Below are 17,699 nucleotides of genomic sequence, written 5' to 3' on the forward strand. Positions count from 1 at the left end.
ACAGTTTGAGATGTACCGAAGTACAGGTGAAAGCTTAACGTTATGCCGCCAAGGCGACCGGAGATTCGAGATCATCATAACAAAGGATTTCCATGTCTTGCAAGAAGAACGTAGCAAGAGAACCGCTAGAGTAAGTAACGCACCCAGTTGCCCAGCAAAAATCAAATGACTCGTGCCGCGATGGTCGAATACAGGCAAAAACAGCGTCCTATTCCGAATCACTTATGTCCCTCCTGACGGGACAATCAATCATCGCTACGATCATCCAATTCGCATCAACTGCCATGCGCCTTCGACGGATTCTCTTCCCGCTCACCACCCTGTTAACGGCGCTGTTTGCGAATTCTGCAAGCGCAGATTGCTTTGATGACGCAGCAAGCTTTCATCACGTCAATCCGCTGATCCTGCGTGCGATAGCGATCGTCGAGAGCCAGGGCAACCCGAACGCAACCAACCAGAATGCCAACGGTTCGGTTGACATGGGCGAGATGCAGATCAACTCAATTCACCTCGCGGAGCTCGCCCGGTATGGCATGGGGGCTGCGGACCTCTATGACGGATGTAAAAGTGTTTACACCGGTGCCTGGATTCTGAGGCGAGAGATCGATCGGTACGGGAATACCTGGGCGGCGATAGGCGCATACAACTCAGCGACCCCGTACTATCGGGACCGATATGCTGCCAAGGTGAAGAGCGTTGTTGACCGATTGCTCGCCCGCGGATACAACGACGGTGCTCAATAAGCCCATATGCAGGGCTTGTCTTGACGTGGGCGAGGCGCGGTTCACAGACGCTCGTCCTGTACCGTGCGACGGATTTCCGAGACCAGGAAGGGGATGCTCTTCCAGAAGCGCCAGAGCGAAGTCCCAGCGGCGCCGGCACTCAGGACCTTCGCGCTCCAGGCGACCACGTTGATCGACGTCTCGTAGAGGGGACTTGCGTTGAGTGCGAAGTCCCGGAGGGCATTCTCGCTCCACAGCGCGAACGCCAGCAGCCCGACAACCGACGCCGCAGCCGCGATCATGATGAGTATGGCAGCCACGTTTGCAGTTGCGTAGAGCTCGAGCGGGCGTACGTCGTCGGGTTGGAAGACCTGCCACATGTTCTCCGGGCGCTTGCAGGCGACGATTTCCTTGTAGCTCAGATCCTTGAGTGCTTTGTGCTCGCCTTTCATCTTCTCCATTGATGCTCTCCTTGTACGGGTTGGGTATCCACCGGCGGCTCTTTGCTCGCGCAGATTGAATCACCGGGATCTGGAGTAACGATAACCCTGGCTGGATGGAAGGCAAATCGACTTCACAGCCTACGAGCAGCGCCTCACCATGACTTGCTTTGTCGACGCGATACCCTCTCTTCGAATTGCTTTCTGACGTCGCGCCATTTGACGTCCCTTCTCAGATTGCGGTGCAGAATCAACCCGATCGCGAAGATTGCGACCACATTCATCCATGCGATCACAAGTGAATGGCGTAGCGGCGTTCTGTCGGCGAGTAACGTTGCGATCACAACGAAGAGCGCGGGCCCGTCAATCCGCCAGGACCACCTTGCGGTCGGTTGGCGAAGCCAGGCGAGAAAGTTAGTTTGCGCGGCATCGCTCAGTGCGCGGAATGCGACTTTCAGCCGTGTGCGATTCGCTGTTCGGGTGGGCACATTGCCTCCTTGATGCGGTAACGGCGAGCGGCTGCCGTCAGTTCCGGGTAGTGCCAGACAATCAACTCAATCTGGCGGTCCCGAAGCAGGGTGCGTGCATCGTCGATTCCGGGTTGTCGTTCGAAAATCTTCAAACGCTTTGCGTCTGCGTCCATCGCGCCGAGCAGGTACTTGAGCATTTTGTCCTGTTCCCCGACGTCGATTGGCTTCTGCTCCTCCGCGACGCACGCCGCTGCTATCGCGTGCGCGCGTACTACCTCGAGTGGGCGGAAGGGTAGCGAGAGTTCCAGGGTGCTTGCAAACCGGATCACCGCGTCTCGGCGGGTACGTTGCGACTCGCGCGCCATCGCAGAGCGCGCGGGTGCGCGCCGATACGCGTGGATGAAATCGACTCGCCGCTCAGCTTGTAGGACCCGGCGAACGTCGTACAACTCTGCGGGTCGGCCGCCCCGTCCAAGGGCAGGCGCTCGCATCGAATCGGGGGTGCAGAGGAACCGGATGACCATCTGCCGCGTCCACCCGCGCTCGCGAAGTTGTCGGATGTCTAGGAAGGATTCAGGCGAAGCAGCTGCTGACTCTTCGGATACGGTCAGATCGGCGGTCGTCGTGAATGGGAAATGCAACACAAGGCTCCGGTTGATTGCGTCTCTGCGGAATATACCGGAGTCGCATGCTGTAACCGGAGCGTATGTCGTACGAACTGCACTCACATTCATGAGGTAGATTCGCGTTTTCAGGCGGCCAGCTTTTCCCCGTCGTGTGGCTTGGCACGGCTGGCACGGCGGAGGCGCGGCTTGCACGCAGTACAGTGATATTCGCTGTGGTGTCGGGGAATCATCAGCGGAACCCGGCAGAGGCTACAGCCGGAGAGTTTGATCGCGAGAGCGTCGTTGCCGTTCGTTGACAGCCACATTGCATCGGAGAAGGCACGCAAGAAGAAGGCGGCACGGTCCGCGCTGATATCAACGCTCTCTTTCCCGCCCGCCACTTCCTGGTAAAGGGTGATCGCGCGAGTTAGTGCCGCGCGCGCAATTGCGTCGGGCGGCATGTTCATCCGGCGCTTCATCGATTGGCAGAGCTGCTGATAGGTCATGAGTAGGAAGGCAGACTGCAGCTGGATCCGGTGTGTCGATGTAAACCAGAGCAGACTCGAGGGGAGTAGGCCCGAGGACGATTTCAACCGGAATTCCTGACTGTACATACGGTCAAGCCGTCCGTCTGGCAAACGGGAGCTACTGCTCACGGTCGGCTTTCTTGCGCCAGCCTTGATGAGAGCGCGGGCGATTTCTTCGTTCAGTGCGTGCACGTTCTGATACATGATTGACTCCTCACTCTCTTCCTGGCATCAGACAGGAGTGACGTGTTTCAGGGAAAGGTTCAACGTCCGGAAAATTCGGTCGTTATCGAGTTCGACGAGCGGGCTATCCACCTCGCCAAGACTTGCAAATTCGATGCGGGAAGCCCAGATGGGCAAGCCCAGGTCTGAGAAGCGGCGGATGTCGGTATGACTGAGCTTGCGTGCAACATCAAACTGGCTCTCGTTCATGCCGAACAACAGGTACAGCGCAGCGTCGGACTCGTTTTTTGCCGACCGGTAAGCTTCCAGGATCTTTACGTTCGCAGCGTTCACCGCGTTGCGCACAGCGGGAGGTAGCGTCAGGAGAAGGGTGTCAGTGGTGGACATGTAGAGGCTCCGAGAGTCAGGTGAAGATGCAGGTCATGCCGTTGCGGACATGCTGAGGGTGTCCGCGAGCAGGCGCAGCTGTGCCGCTATGCGATAGATGCGCGCAGAAACCTGGTCATCGGAGTCGTGCAGTTTTTCGAGTAGAGCAGCGGGGAAGAGGCCAGAGATGCGACCGACCTCTGCCTCGAGCGTCTGGAGGGTTTGCGCGGCCTCCTGGGCCGAGACGAGCTTGGACTCCAGGTTGGAGAGTTCGGTCTGCACAGAATCTCGGCGGGCGGTCGCTTCCTCCAGCGCTCGCTGAACTTCTTCGAGGTTCTTGAACTCCGCTGGCACGACCTGTACTTCCCGGTCCTGAAATTGGACGACGGTGGACTGCTTGACCAGTCGATCAATTTCGTCCTTGGCTTCATCAAGGTCCCGCGCTAGGGCGTCGCGATCGGCCTGAAGATCACGATTGATCTGCTCTTCGCTGCGAAGCTGTGCGGCCATGCTGTTTGCGCGCGCCTCTTGGTCGGTGGCCTGGCGCGCACTCTCTGCCGCATTGGCCTGGAAATGCTGTGTTTCCGCTACCCGTTCCGCGATCTGGTCGTTAGCCGCGTCGAGGCGCGCCTGCATCTCCTGTGTCGCGGAAGCCACAATGGCCTTCACCTCGCTTTCGGTCACGGGGCCCTGAGATGCGCGCTCTCCGATCGCTTCGATGACGGGCGTGTCAGTCGACTCGTTGATGAACTTGTAGGCCGCGAGCGGAATGTTGGTCAGGAAGTCCGGCAGCGTTCCGTCCTCGGAAGCAAAGTGCTGCTCGATGACCTTCGCAGCCCGGCGATAGGCCCGGAACGTACTCGTCGATTTTCCAGTTACCTGGCAGAAGAATCTTTCAGCTTCCGCCGGCTTGTCCTGGAGCATCTTGACAAGCCGCGCGGTGTGAAAAGCGATGTGGCCCATCGACTCCTGCAGGTGCGCGAAATGCACGCGGAGATTCGCGGCGATGGAGCTCAGTTGCTGCTGGTCCGCCGGGGAAAGACCCGCGGGCATGGTGGGCACGGTGGGCGCGGTTACGACGTGGAGTTGCGTGAGGACAGCGGACATGGATCGACTCCCGGCGGAATTTCTTCGTGGAAATATTTGCTGGAGAGTCTGTACGGAGGAACGCGCGGAGGTTTTAGGCCTTAGGCATAAAAAGCGCGATTTTTTTGGGCGCGTTCAGGCGGGGTCGTCAACGCGGCGCTTGCCGCCAATGCTGTGTAGGTAGTAACTAGCAATTGCGGCAAGCGGGGAGTGTTATTAAAATCATGGAGTTACGGCAAGGACGACTGTCAGCCGCTGACAGTTACGTGTGCAGCGGGTCGCCTTTCTGAAAAATAGAGTGAACCCCCTAAGTGCACACGTGCTGGAGTGTCGCGTAGAGCAACGCCACAGCAACCGCCGCAAACAGAGTGACCGCGATGGTTGTGGCAACAAGAAAAACCGGCCAGAACGTTGCACATGCCCGTACGGAACGCAGTGCGGCTCGTTGGGTGGCGATGAAGGCGCGGCGCCAGCGCGAGGAACCTGGCGGGGCGATTGGGAGAGCCGGCTTGCCTGCAACAGCGTCGCGCAGTTCGGCGACCTCAAGCCGGACGGATTCCTTCGTTTCCACCATGAACGCCTTCAGCCCCCGGGACTCTGTATCGGTGTGGTCGGTGAGGCGGGACCAGAAGTCCGTTTCGAGAGCTCGTGCCAGCATGCGATGTATCTCGATGACGTCCGCTTTATCGATGACGGCCTGAATATCGGTAGGCACCGCGGCTAGCAGCGACGCCACCGATCCGATCTCCGATCGCAGTTGCATCTGCTCAGCATGGGCAGCGCTGAATCTCTCAACCATGTCCTTGAGGATGCCCTCATTTTTGATTCGCTCCTCAAGCTGCATGATGTACGCGGCATCTTCGACGCCACCCGGATCGCGCATGATCAGGCCTCTGCCGTCGGGCTTTCGAACGGCAGTCGCAGCGCTCGAAAGGCTGACTGGAGATCTAATTCGGCACCGCGAACCGCGCGCTGGAGTGTCGCGGCACGGAGGAGCCGCTCCTGTTCCTTGGGGCCTACATTCTGCTTGATCGCCTTCTCGAGCTCCGCTTGATGGTCAGTAGCGTCGCTCAGGATGTCGGCAATCGACTTGCCCGCTGCAGCCAGGTCGGTGTGTACCTTCTTGTTGGGAACGACAAGATCTTCGTAGTACGAGTATTCCGGATGGTCCTTCAGGTACGCCACGATGACCCGATATTCGTGGTCAGGCGGGGTGCCGCGGCGGGACGTACTCCGATTGAAAATCACACGCAGTTTGTGAGGAGCGAGACCCGCCTTCGAAAGATCCTCGATTGTTGTGACGGTTTCCTCTTGAGCGCGGCGGTCGGGAGTGCACGGAATGATAACTGCCTTAAAGTCGTTGATCGCATCCTCCAAATCCATGATCTCGTTCATGAACTGCAGGTAGTTGGATGCACCGACGTCTACTAGGACGTTGGCCGTTTCCATATTGATGTCGTGCCAGAGTGCGGAAAAATCGGCGGCCCGATAGCGGTGAACGGTGAGCCCGTAACGGGCGGCATCCTGGTTGACGTCTTCGACCGAAAACACCTTAAGAGAACCAGGGAGGCGCGGGTAGAGGAGAGAAGCGACCGTGGTGCTCTTTCCGACCATGCCGGATTGGTGGGCGATGAGGATTTTGTAGGGCATCTGTTGGACCTTTAGGGGGGGGAGATTATTCGCTGCTGCCGGATGGATTCTTCAAGCCGGGCCTCTCTCTCCAGGGCTTCAGGGGAGTTTGAGTCATACCGTGGGCCCAGCCGCTCCCTACCAGGAGGGACAGCCGGTGTGGGTGAATTTTGGGGTGCGTCGGTGGTGGTCCGCCGAGCGAATGTCGCCCCCGGTTCGCGCGCATTTCGTGGCTCGAGTGCCTCCGCGGTCGACGCATGCATTGGGATCGCGGGAACGGGGGAAGCAGGCGCAGCTTGCTCGGGCGCCACAGGTTCAACGCTCTGTCTAGAGGCGCTTGAGAATCCGTCGCGCGCAGCCGTCCCTTGCTTCAGCAAGTGCCGCACGCGTTTGCCGATCCCACTGCGCGTAACGACCACATCGTGGTTGATCTTTAGGTAGTCAACCATCTCTGGATACGTGGCCCCCTCGCGGTGAAGGACTAGCAGAACTTCGTCCAGGCCCGCGGTCTTTTTGCTCCTCCGAGTCGATCGGCTAGACGCAATGAATTCGCGGATACGGTTGGTTTCGGTATTTGTCTCGTTCATATTGCGGCGGCGTCCCGATGATCGCCAATTATATGGAGGGGCAATTGCCGACGGATCCCGAAAGAGGCGCGCGGAACGACGGCAATACACGGGATGCGGATTGAGCAGGGAGAAAAAGCGAGTCGCGGGGACAAAAGCGGAGTCAAGTTGTACCAGCAGGCGCCGGTAGCGACCGCCCCGTTCATTCTGTCGGGAGCAAAACGGAGTATTGCAGAGCGGATGAGACCAGCTGGGAAGAGGGGGAACGAGATGGGAGTCCGCACAAGGCGATCGCACGATATCCGTGGCTTGCGCGCTCCACACGCCGTCGCTCGGAAGTCGCGTCAGCTAAAGCGCGTGGATTAAAAGGGAGTAACAGAGACTTGTGGAGAAACGGCGGGAGTGAAGCGGAGTAGAACGGATGCGCTGTCCCGGCGGACGCTCGAGCGCCGCAAGCTTGCCTATAGCGTGATTGAAGGGAGCGGTTTTGGGAGTAGAAGGGAACGGTGGGGGGCAGAAAGGATTTAATAGTAGGAAAATGGATAGAAAGTGCGCTTCCGACTGCTCGAAGCACCCCGATGCGTTCCGTAAGGTGGGGAGCGAAAGGGAGCAACTTGGAGCAAGTCATTCGGGCGATTCGAGAATATGTATCCATCGACTAGGAGATAATTGGCACTACGAATGGTGCCTTGAGACGTCGTCCTTACTTGACACTGTAGGTGAGGCATGCTTTACTTCGCTCGACGGGGCGCTTTTCCCCATCCAAATGCTTCAAAAGGCCGCACGGCGGCATAAGACCCCTCGCTGGGTCCCCAAAGAATCTTCAAGAGTCCTATGGCAGGAATGCTCTAGGCTCCCCAGAAAACAGGCAGTAGATCGCCCGATCTCGCCTGCTTTTTCCACGACGACGCGCGCATGCGCGTTTTTTTTCGATCTCGCCAAACAGAACGACAATCGAACACAGAGGAACGGCGCAAGCCAATCCCTGTGTGACATTCGCGATGGCATCGATCGATATCGCAGCTACAAATCAAAAGTTCGAAACGCGAGGAATCGCGCAAAGAGAAGAGGCCATAGCACCCCTTGGGTGACTGTGTGGACGGCGGGTACCCGCGACACACAGGAAGGCCCGGCCTGCCCTTTGGCGGGAGTTGAAGTACATACCGGCTACCCATCGGCCGGGACCATCCGCACGGATGGAGATGGGAGTGAGGCCACCACTTAGTGACCAGCGCCTGCCTTAGGGGAGGTAACCCGGAATGAGTAATCACCGGGCGAACAGCCGTAGAAGCACCGCATCAGGTCGAGCCGGCTGGCGAATCGCACACTTTTAAGACCACGGCCATGTAGTGCAGAAGTACCCCGGTATCCCCGGGCGCGCGTTTCACGATGCGCAACGTTGCGTGCGGCGAGGCACGTTTCACATTGTGAAGTCATTCGTGTGTCCAAGGAGGATGAGATGGGTGCTGCATTAAAGCGTGCGATGGATGGGCGTGATGGTGGTGCGACCGGTTTCCGCGAAGACCTGACGGGATGGAAGGGACGCCTGCAAGCTCTGATCAACGAGCGAGCGGGTAAGCGCATGAACGGACAGCCGGCGTCCAATAGAACGATCGAGGCGACCGCAACGGTTCTGTTCGATATCTTCAATACGCTGCATGGACTCGGATTCAAGATTCAGGATCCGAGGAGCCTCGGCGATAGACACGTCGAAGCGCTCGTGATCTGTTGGTACGAGAAGGGCGCTGCAATCAAGACGATGCAGACGAAGATGTCGATGCTGCGCAAGTTCGCGACGTGGATCGGCAAAAAGGGATTGGTGAGGGCACTGCCGTTGTACCTCAAGCATGTGCCAGCCTCGCGCCTCAGGCACGTTGCGACGATTACTGAGTCGAAATCGTGGACGAAGAATGATGTCGACGTGGATGCCAAGTACGCGCAAGCCGACGAGGTCGATGAGCGCTTCGGACTGATGCTGCGCTTGGGCGTCGCGTTCGGACTGCGACGCAAGGAAATCCTGATGTTCAGCCCGTGGAAGGCAGATCGAGGCGACCACATCGCTGTGTACGCGAATGCTGGGCCGAAGAACGGACGCGCGAGAACGGTGCCGATTACTAACGAATTCCAACGGCAGGTTTTGGAACTGCTCAAGGCGCGCATTTCAAAGACGGGGACGCTGGGATGGACGCATACCCGGAGAGGTAAGCCAGCGAAGCTGAAGTATCAGATTGCGGAGTACAGCCGCCGGATGGCAGAGATAGGCGTCACGCGTGCGCTGTCTGGGGTAACGGGTCACGGCTTACGGATGGAGTTCATCGAGAACAGCGCGATGGCCGAAGGGATGACGCCTCCGACGCTGGGCGGCACGGCCGACCAGATGCCACGAGAGGACCTCGATCTCATCCGTGGTCGCATGAGTGAGATGCTTGGGCACAGCCGGCTCTCGGTGATGAACTCGTACTACGGCTCGTTCGGCAGGTTCCGCAGGAAGCCTGAGAAGCCCGCGGTGAATGAAAACCACGCCCCGGGCAAGGCCACGCCGGCGCCGGTCGTGAGTCGAAAGGTGAGTGAATCCGGGAACGCTGCAGGGAAGGACCGTGCAGGTGCGCCGGGCTTTCGCAAACGCAAGGCAGCGGACGTCGATGCGCGCCAGATGGACCTCCAGTTGCACGATGGTGTGCTGATGTTCCGCAAGCGGCCGACGTAAGGCCGGGCGTGTGGCTGATGCAGGGCAGGTACTGGCTTGCCCTGCCTTCGAATGGACTCGGGTCCACGTGAGCTTTCGCGTGTTGCTTCGTGGACGATGGAGGCGAAGATGTTGCTATTGAATCGGACCGGCGCAGGTAGCGCGATCGGTGAAGTCGCGTCTGAATGGTGGCGCACCCATGAAGGAACCTGGATCTGCACGGCGGCCGAAGCTCCCGTCAAGTGGATGCTCGGCAAGGAAGCGTATGAGGTGAAGGACCACCTTGTCGCACACGGCCTGGCTTATCGATGGGTGAAGTTGGGGTCGCTCCTCGGCGTGCTCGTGGAAATTCTTTCGGGTGGCGGAAACGGTGGGCATGGCGTACCGGTGGCTGCGCCGCGTGAGGAGGTTCGCGGGCTGAGATGGAATTTCCGGGACGAGTTCGGTGTGGAGCCTCCGCAGGCTTGGACGACCGTGATGGCCTGGTGCGATGGTTTTCTTGGTGCGGGCGTCGAGGTCTTCGGCAGCGGCAGGGAAGCGAAAAGGGCGGACCGGCCGCGAGGCATCGTTGAGGCGAACCGGACGTTGCACGCAACGGTGTCGAGTCGGGTGTTGTGGCTCGGCGCGATGGTTGGCGTTTCATTCGGGCTCGATCTGGATTCGGGACTCTGCGTGGGGGTGAACGACTCGGATCGCTCGGTATGGATGGCCACGCGCACGCCGGGCGATCTACTGGCATGGTTGGCTGGGCTTGCCATCTCGCGTGAAGTCGCTCTTGGTGACCCGCCGCCTGAGAGTGAATGGCCCACGCATGTCGCGGATGTCAGGGATTCGGGGCAGGCCGCACGTAAGACACCCGAAGTGCGATACGCGGGGCGGCCGGGGGAGCAGTACCGCTACGGGCTCTAGTCGCGCGCCCCTTGCTTGATGGTTGGAAAGGCAACCGTTGATGCCGGTTTTTGCGGGGTAGAAAGCTGGATTTCCGACCATTGAGCAGTGGGGCACATGCGCCTAGATATGCGTGCACCTGCGCGGCGTTGCTAGGTGAAGTTCAGGAAACCGAAGTAGCTCTGGTCGCGGGAAAGGAAGCGGCTCGCTTGCTCCCACCCTTTGGGGTGGCGCCAGGTGCGCATTGCTCGCGGGGACGGGGACGAGAAGAGGAGGGGGGGATGGATTTGAGTTGGTTGGGCGAGCAGATCTAGATTCGGGATCGCCGGCCTCAGCGAGGCTACGCAGTCGTCAAAATGAGGGATCCACCAGAAGGCAAAGGCTGTTCGGAGATTTGCCGTTAGCTCATTTAGCCGTCGATGGACAACCTGCCGTGAGGGCCGGGCTCCATTGGCCAGCGCTTCAAAACTAGAAATACATGGAAGGTAAGGAGATCACAGTGCGCTTTTCACATCTGGCTCGCGCGTGGGTGGCATGCGTTGTCATGCTCGCCACGCACACGGCTTTTGCAACGCCCGCGCGATGTACCACGGGATATGAGGACACGAGCTGTGCGACGGGAATCAATGCGCCTGCACAGCAACCCACGGCATGCTCGTCTTCTCCGGGTTGGGTCACGAGCGTGGCGGCAGTCTGGCTGGGTAGCAAATGGTCGGCGCCGACCTGCACCTACACGGCTCCGCCAAGCTGCTCGACGGCGGCGGGGTGGGTCACGTCTACCGCCGCAGCGTGGCAAGGGACTTACTGGACGGACCCGGTCTGCACCTACACGCCACAACCAACCTGCCCTTCGGGTTATACGCTCATCACTCCATCATCATGGACTGGCTCGAGCTGGACTGCGCCGACCTGCCAGATGGCTCTTCTGCCTCCGCTCACACAGTGCGAGAACAGCTTCCCGGCTGGGTACAGCTACATGCTCGGGAACGCGTTGGCGGTCGCGAACGTCGGGATGGCGTCGGGTGAATACGTACTATATTCACCGCCGAGCTTGACGACGTGGTCGGAAATCCAGCTCGTTCCGACAAGCTACAACCTGAGTACAACGGCGACCACGTACTACGCGTATCTGAGCGGGCCTTCGTACGACACGTTCTATTCATCGTGCGGCAATCAGGAGCCGTATGTCGCCACAGGATATACCGCGGTGTGCCAGGTGGATGCAAGTTCGGGGCAACTAAACGGATGGATATTGCTCCAGAACGGGATGCCGTTCGTGACGGATAGCAACCCGAACTGTGGGGCCAATTAGGCATCCAGGTGTCCGGAGCTGGCCTGACCCGGACTTGCGTTACCGGCCGCTCGATGCGAGGTTGCGATTGGGACGGGTGGCTGTATGCACCCGGGGCCAGTCGGGGCGTCGGATGATGTCGGTCCGCGGTATCAACAGGGAACGTACCGGTTAGTGGGGGCAAGCAGTGACCTCCCGACCTGAACGCTCGGCCACGCGGCCCTTGCAAGCGTAAGCTCGCGAGGGCCTTTTTGTTTCACGCGCACGGCGTGAAGCGAAGCGGTGAGCCCGAAGGTGCGCGCGTACCAAGGTGAGCGCGAGCGACGTGACTACCGGCTCGGGGCTTTCGGTGGAACGCGTATTCGCCCTGCGAAGGCGTCTGGCGCACCCCCGTTCGGGGAGGGTTGAAAGTTCAAGCATCCAGGGCGCAACGGCAATCCGCGGGCACCTCAGCGCAGCCGATATCGGCGGGTCATCGCACCGCCTCAAGTGAATGGTGGCGAGTGCAGTCTCGTTTTCGGGATCGGGTTGGGACCTCGCCGCCCATAGAATCTTCGCGCCAGCTATCAAAGCTGCGGCAAAAAAATACACCTGAGAGGCTCCAATCCATGTTCGCTGCCGATTTCGCCATGAAGGCTCAGATCATCTGGGCGTCGCTGCTGGTTGTCCTCTCCTATCCGTGCCTTTGGCTGTTCCTGCGCCGCTACAAGCGTGTGCCGGTGCGGTTCAATTGGGCGGTCGCCATCGCCATCGCCTCCGCCGGCCTGTTGCCGATGGAATTCGCGGGTGTCATGAGAGCGCAGTCCGCGACGAGCGTCTATCTGACCGATAGGATGGTCGACACCATGCGCGAGGTCGTTGACTTCACCCTGCTGTGTCAGGGGGACCGCACCAAGGTCCCGGCGGCCAGGCTCGATCAGGTCAAGCGTGAGCTGGCGGAAAGCACGTTGACCTGGATGCACATTCCGGACATGAAGCAGATGAGCACCGCACAATGGCTGAAACAGGCCGAACCGTGTGACGGCTTTGTGCGGGGTCAGGAAAATCGGCGAACTGACGACGCGCAGTTCCAGTCGATCATGGCGTCGTTCAAGTGGTGGGTGCTCGCGGCATTGGTTACGGGCCTCGTCGGCATCGTGGCTGTCTACCAGCTTGCGGTGAGCCGTATCCGCGAGGATATGCGCAAGGTCCAGCAGGACCAGCCGGTCAAGCTCACGGGCCGTGAGTGGGCCTGCTTCTTTCTGATCTGTCTGATGGGCTTCTTCCCGTTCAGTCTCTCGCTGGTGAGCCTGGTTGACCGCCCGCAGCGAAGCCCGAAGCGCGACGGCAGCGCGAATCCGCAATCGGGACTGTGAAAGTGCGTTACCTTTTGTGACGAAGAAGTGGCCAGGCGTTTGCGTTCTGAGACTGCCGGGTGTCTGGTCATCCAGTCTGGCGGGGGAATCAGGCCGATTATGCTAAAACGTGCTCTTCATCATTATTGTGACAACAGTCACGCTAGGAAATCGGGTCGGATATCATAACGCGCATATAATCAATGAGAAGTGGATGTATTCCAATTCATTGCTGATAGAATGCTCGGCCCGCGGACTGTAAGTTTGGTGAAAGTGGACGTGGATATGCTGGACGAATGCGCGGAGCCACCGCCAGCATTGTTCAGATGGTTTATTGACCCAGTGCCGCCTACGAGAAGAATAAGCAAGGGCGCATTGTCTTACGTGTGGATATTCATGCCGGTCCAGAGACGGACGTATTGCGAGAAGCCCCTACTTGTGGCCATGTCGAGAGACAGGGAATTTATTTCTCTGAAACTTGAAGACGTCGCGGGTATTGTGGGATTTGTCTCATCGCAAACGTTTTTAGAGATCGTCAAAAGCAAGAAGCCCGACGCCAAGATCTGGCCAAACAAGCTGGAAGCCGGGGAGCTGGCTCATATGATGCCAGTGAGGCCGCTCATCGAGTTCCTGTCGAGTTTCGGTACTGATCCCACGGATCTTGAGGAGGCGCCTGATTCCGCTTGCAGCGAGGCGGCCGCGAGGTTCGCAGACTGGTTGGCGCAGGAATATCCTGATGGGAAGGACCTCAAGAACCTCACGCCGGAGGCACGTCGCTCGGCATTGCTTCACAGTCTCCTGGACCTGCGCCGGGAAGATCCGAGCCTCGATGCCGCAGGACTTGCGGCGGGCCTGAATGCCGACATCCATGAGGTGAAAAGCCTGCTCGCGCAGCTGCACCTCTACTCACGCCTGCGTCGCGCCAGCTGATGCAGGTCCGGCGGCGCCACCGCCGTGCTGGTGTCGTTGCGTGCGCAACCGTCAGCGAATGCGGGGCAACATCGCGCCCCTTTCCGGGACGGCAACCCGGGCTCCAGTGTTAACGTCAGATCGGACAGGCCGCATGACACATCGCTGCCTGCACTGAACAACCGATGGCGCGCTCGGTCCGCGCCGGCACCGCAGGAAGCCCGTAATGCTGATCACCCTCGCAGGGCAGCGCTTTGCGCTCGAAGACCTTCAGGACTCCCCCGCTAAATACCGGAGGTGGTTTGAGGAGGCGCGCACCACGCTAGGGCATGCTCTCTGTCCGTGCGGCCGGCGCCTGGTCATTCGGCGACGCGACGGGCTCTACCATCTCGCCGGATGGCCCGGGGAGGGTCTCGCCCACAAGCGCGGATGTGACTTCAGGAAGGAAGCGGACGAGGCCACGGTGCGCGCGGGCTATGCGAGCGGGGCGATTGTCGAGCGCGATGACGGGTCCGTCGATATCAAGGCGGATATCCCGATGAAGGTGCGTGTCGATGAGCGCGAGGGTCCCGTTGAGCGTCACGAAAATCAAGGTGGCGGCGGGGCGCGGCGCGCGAGTGTCGGCCTGGTCGGAATGCTTCACTCGTTCTGGGAGCGGGCCGGACTGAACCGCTGGATGCCTGGCTGGAAGCGAAGCTGGAGCCGCTGCCGGTGGGAGGTGCGAAAGCTCGAAGGGCGCATCAACGGCGAACCGATGGAGCGCGTGCTCTACGCGGTGCCGGCCTGGGCGCCTGAGGAGAGAGACGCCATCGAGGGCGCATGGGGTCGCTTTCACGCGTATCTGGCGCAGCCGGGCACGTTCCGCACGCGCGGAATTGTCATCGGCGAAATCAAGAAGATCGATCGCTCGAAGTACGGCTACCGCATCGACCTGCGGCACCACCTGCAACCGTTCTACGCTAGCGAGGGGCTCGTGGATCGCGCGCGCAAGGCCTCGAGTCCCGCTTTCGCGCAGATCGACCGGCTGGCGGGCAATGACGCGGGAGCCGCAGCGGCAGACAATGCGCGCGCGATCGCGCTGCTCGTCGTCGATCTCTCGAAGAACAGCAACCTGCGCGTCGTCGACATGGGCGTCATGCTGACCAACCGCCACTACATCCCGGCCGACTCGTCATACGAGGTGACCATGGCCGACGCGCTCGAGGAAGCCAGTCGAGCTTTCGTCAAGCCTTTGCGCTACGACGTTCATGAAGGCGTGTTCCCGGACTTCCGGTTGACAGACGTGGAGGAGGAGAGCGTCGTCGAGGTCTGGGGGATGCTGGGCAATCGCGAGTACGAGCGGCGCAAGGCGGAAAAGATCGCCCTCTACCGCGTGCGGGGCGTCAAGGTTCTGGAGTGGGACGCGCGTGGGCCCTTGCCTGACCTCAAGCGGCAGGGCTGAGACGCGTTCCGGTGGGGCCGCGCCGAAAGTGGGCTCGCGCATGCAACTGTGCGAGAGTGCTGTTGTGTGGGGGAACGGTGTCATTCCCGAGCCGGACGTCTGCGTCAATGGGCTACGGCTGGTGAAGCGGAGCGCCATTTCCGGGCGGTGCGCGCCCGGTGTGTCTCACGCCTGGCGCCACGGGAGCGTCAGTTCAACGGGTTGAGATGTAACGGCTGGCAACGCGAACCCCGTTTCGGCTTTCGATCGGGGCGTGAGGGTTGCCCTTGAGCCAGTGCAAGGCCTCCCGAATCATGTCCGCGCAGATCCCGTGCGGGCCGTCAATCCCTCGCGCACTCTGTCCGAAATAATGGCAGGCCAGCGCGCGATCAACTTCGCATAGCTGCTCCAGGACCCTTGCCGCAATCGGCGAGGTGATACGAACCGTGGCCTTATGGTAGGGCAGCAGGGCAAGGAGCTTTTCGTCGATCGGGTACGCGGTAACAGCCTCGGCCACGCGTGCTTCAAATTCGGCCAGCATGTCGCGGTCCCTCCGCGTTTGCTTCCGGAGTGTCACTTGCTCTTGCAGAAAATAGTAGTCCCGAGAGACCCAGCGTCGAGCCCATCGGCCGTATACCCGGATATCGATTTCGAAGATCGCTTCCGCATGCACGCGCTCACTGCCTTTAAGCTCGAACACGCGTTCAGGCAGATTCAGAGCGATCGAGTGCATGGAGCGTGCGAGCAACCCGGCAAGCCAACAAAGATCGCCCCTTAGTCTGTTCGTGCGCTCCGCGGTGGGCGTGTCAATAGCGCTCGCCTCATCGGCGAGCTCGCTCTCGCATTCTGCTGAAAATTCCTGATTCATCGCTTCGCTCGGCCGGTGGAGATCGGGCCACTTCGCCCATGCCTGAGGGTAGCCATAGCAGCGGTCCCATGGCAGACGAAAGCGGCCCGGCAACGCAATGCATTCGCGCGGCTTTCGTCCGCTCCTTCGCGGGCGCATTTGAACATCGGCGAGCCCCGCCAGCTGCAACTCGCCGCATCGCCCGAAGCAATGCTATGCCGAGATGCGGGCGACCATCTCCTGAATCACGATGTGGCGGATCGCTCGCAGCAGTTGCATTTCACCGCCGAGGGTCGCGCGCAGCTCGGGCCTCCAATCCATGAGCTTGTTGTTTTGATCCTCGACCTCGACGATGAGGGCATCGGCTGCGGCGGGCAGGCGTGCGAGGAGCTCTGTGATCTGGCGAGTAGCGGTAGCGCGGGTCAGCCCGAGTTGCTCGCCGGCTTCTATCAGCACGGCGCGGCTGAAGTCGGCGTAGCGCTGGACACCACAGACCTCGCGCGTGAACTCCGTGAGATCAGGCCAGCGGCCCTTGTCGCTGTAGTTGCGCGTCTCGTACACCGCTTCGCACAGCAGGTCATAGAAGGGCGCCAATGTGATCCCGTTGCGATCCACGAGAAAGCTCGTGTTTTTGAGGTGCGAGTCCCCGTTGCCGACCAGCACACAAAACACGAGCCACTTGAAAAGGCGCAGACGCGCCGGCGCCGGCGCGCGGCATCGCCCGGCGAGCTCGGCAAGTGCACCGACCGACCAGCTCGAGTACTTCATCGTTGCAGCCAGATTGAGCATCTGGCATCCGTCGATCGCGTGACGGCGCAACACGATGCCGCTCTTGTTCTCTTCACGGTCGAATCGCGTGATCAGATACACAGGCGCGGGCACGTAGCGCCGCGCCACGTCCGGCACGTCGAGCCCGACGCTGCGCGCGAGCTGCATGATGAACCACTCGTTGACCACCGTGTGAGGGTATGCGCCGGCCTGCGGATGGTTCGGCTTCATGATGTGCGTAGAAACTGCCTGCCCGCCCGGCTCGAAAAGCTCGCCGTCGCGCACGACCACCGCCAGCTTGTGCTGGGCGCCGGCGAGTGACATCTTCTTGGGCGCATCGTGCGTAAGCGGGACGTTCGGGAGGTTTCGGATGCGCTCGTTGAGCTCCTCGTCGGTCAGCGCCCGCAGCAACGTTTCCTGATCGGCCTCTTCGGCGTCGCCCGGCACGCGCAGGCTCACAGACCCAGCCGATTCCCGACCGTAGCGCTCAAGCAGCGCGAACGCGTCACTCACGTCGGGGAGATTCGCGTCGCTTGCGATGAGCTGGCGAACTGTCTCCTCGGGCAGGAGGTTATCGAACGTCCATTGTATCGGGCGTGTTGTGGCCCCATCTCGTTGGATCTTGTCCAGTAGCGGAATATGGGGGCTCAGCGCGAATCGATCGGGATTTTCGAGCCACGCCGGGTCGTATTCAAACGCCCAGATTCCGTTTCCTTCGATCAGCGTGCCGATCAACTGATGATCGATCGAGGCGAGGAGGGTGCGCTCGGTCATTTGCGGGTGCTTCCTTTACCGCCCTTCGCAGGCGGTGTTGCCTTGGCGCCTTCGACAAGCTTGCGAGCGCGCTTGAGTGTTGCGCCCTCGCGCACACCGGGTTGACTTGTCTCAAGTACACGCAGTGCCGCCTTGAAGGCCTCCGCGACGGCGGCCCCTTTGTTGGAGCGAGCATTCTTGAAGGTGGT

Annotated in this window: 16 protein-coding genes; 7 read left to right on the plus strand and 9 right to left on the minus strand. The window is 60.3% G+C overall.

Annotation, left to right across the window (positions count from 1 at the left end):
- Positions 1-284 precede the first annotated feature (284 nt).
- On the plus strand, positions 285-743 hold the full coding sequence (locus U5A52_RS15790; protein WP_321935631.1) for a lytic transglycosylase domain-containing protein: 459 nt from the start codon (positions 285-287) through the stop codon (positions 741-743).
- Positions 744-784: 41 nt separating this feature from the next.
- Here U5A52_RS15790 and U5A52_RS15795 read toward each other — a convergent pair whose 3' ends face one another.
- The 7 genes from U5A52_RS15795 to U5A52_RS15825 all read right to left on the minus strand — a co-directional run bounded on the left by U5A52_RS15795 (position 785) and on the right by U5A52_RS15825 (position 6,049).
- A complete protein-coding gene (locus U5A52_RS15795; RefSeq protein ID WP_321935273.1) occupies positions 785-1,183 on the minus strand; it encodes a hypothetical protein in 399 nt (132 codons plus the stop codon).
- A gap of 433 nt (positions 1,184-1,616) precedes the next feature.
- On the minus strand, positions 1,617-2,273 hold the full coding sequence (locus U5A52_RS15800) for a hypothetical protein (protein WP_321935274.1): 657 nt from the start codon (positions 2,271-2,273) through the stop codon (positions 1,617-1,619).
- 110 nt (positions 2,274-2,383) lie between these two features.
- Positions 2,384-2,968: a FlhC family transcriptional regulator gene (locus tag U5A52_RS15805; protein ID WP_321935275.1), complete on the minus strand. Its 585-nt coding sequence runs from the start codon at positions 2,966-2,968 to the stop codon at positions 2,384-2,386.
- Between the two features lie 27 nt (positions 2,969-2,995).
- Positions 2,996-3,334, minus strand: coding sequence for a hypothetical protein (locus U5A52_RS15810; protein WP_321935276.1), 339 nt, complete (start codon positions 3,332-3,334; stop codon positions 2,996-2,998).
- 33 nt (positions 3,335-3,367) lie between these two features.
- Positions 3,368-4,420 (minus strand): hypothetical protein, encoded by a 1,053-nt coding sequence (locus U5A52_RS15815; RefSeq protein ID WP_321935277.1) that lies wholly within the window; start codon positions 4,418-4,420, stop codon positions 3,368-3,370.
- 286 nt (positions 4,421-4,706) lie between these two features.
- Positions 4,707-5,282: a hypothetical protein gene (locus U5A52_RS15820; RefSeq protein WP_321935278.1), complete on the minus strand. Its 576-nt coding sequence runs from the start codon at positions 5,280-5,282 to the stop codon at positions 4,707-4,709.
- A gap of 2 nt (positions 5,283-5,284) precedes the next feature.
- Positions 5,285-6,049, minus strand: coding sequence for a hypothetical protein (locus U5A52_RS15825; RefSeq protein ID WP_321935279.1), 765 nt, complete (start codon positions 6,047-6,049; stop codon positions 5,285-5,287).
- Between the two features lie 2,004 nt (positions 6,050-8,053).
- On the opposite strand from U5A52_RS15825, the gene U5A52_RS15830 reads away from it, so the two are divergent.
- The 6 genes from U5A52_RS15830 (at position 8,054) to U5A52_RS15855 (ending at position 15,143) form a co-directional block, all read left to right on the plus strand.
- A complete protein-coding gene (locus U5A52_RS15830; RefSeq protein WP_321935280.1) occupies positions 8,054-9,301 on the plus strand; it encodes a phage integrase N-terminal domain-containing protein in 1,248 nt (415 codons plus the stop codon).
- Positions 9,302-9,409: 108 nt separating this feature from the next.
- Positions 9,410-10,189: a hypothetical protein gene (locus U5A52_RS15835; protein ID WP_321935281.1), complete on the plus strand. Its 780-nt coding sequence runs from the start codon at positions 9,410-9,412 to the stop codon at positions 10,187-10,189.
- A gap of 895 nt (positions 10,190-11,084) precedes the next feature.
- Entirely contained in the window at positions 11,085-11,480 is a 396-nt protein-coding gene (locus U5A52_RS15840) for a hypothetical protein (protein WP_321935283.1), read from the plus strand.
- Positions 11,481-12,067: 587 nt separating this feature from the next.
- The gene (locus U5A52_RS15845; RefSeq protein WP_321935284.1) at positions 12,068-12,814 is read left to right on the plus strand and encodes a hypothetical protein; all 747 of its coding nucleotides are present in this window, start codon (positions 12,068-12,070) and stop codon (positions 12,812-12,814) included.
- A 417-nt stretch (positions 12,815-13,231) separates the two neighbouring features.
- Positions 13,232-13,723 (plus strand): hypothetical protein, encoded by a 492-nt coding sequence (locus U5A52_RS15850; protein WP_321935285.1) that lies wholly within the window; start codon positions 13,232-13,234, stop codon positions 13,721-13,723.
- Between the two features lie 205 nt (positions 13,724-13,928).
- Positions 13,929-15,143, plus strand: a complete 1,215-nt coding sequence (locus U5A52_RS15855; protein ID WP_321935286.1) for a DUF1173 family protein — start codon at positions 13,929-13,931, stop codon at positions 15,141-15,143.
- 193 nt (positions 15,144-15,336) lie between these two features.
- Here the strand turns inward: U5A52_RS15855 and U5A52_RS15860 are convergent, their stop codons facing one another.
- Together U5A52_RS15860 and U5A52_RS15865 are read right to left on the minus strand one after the other, a co-directional pair.
- Positions 15,337-15,990 (minus strand): hypothetical protein, encoded by a 654-nt coding sequence (locus U5A52_RS15860; RefSeq protein WP_321935287.1) that lies wholly within the window; start codon positions 15,988-15,990, stop codon positions 15,337-15,339.
- A 192-nt stretch (positions 15,991-16,182) separates the two neighbouring features.
- Complete coding sequence (locus tag U5A52_RS15865) at positions 16,183-17,511, minus strand: HipA domain-containing protein (RefSeq protein WP_321935288.1); 1,329 nt, start codon at positions 17,509-17,511, stop codon at positions 16,183-16,185.
- Positions 17,512-17,699: the final 188 nt, after the last annotated feature.

Source organism: Paraburkholderia sp. J8-2, from assembly GCF_905220195.1.
Classification (GTDB): Bacteria; Pseudomonadota; Gammaproteobacteria; order Burkholderiales; family Burkholderiaceae; genus Paraburkholderia.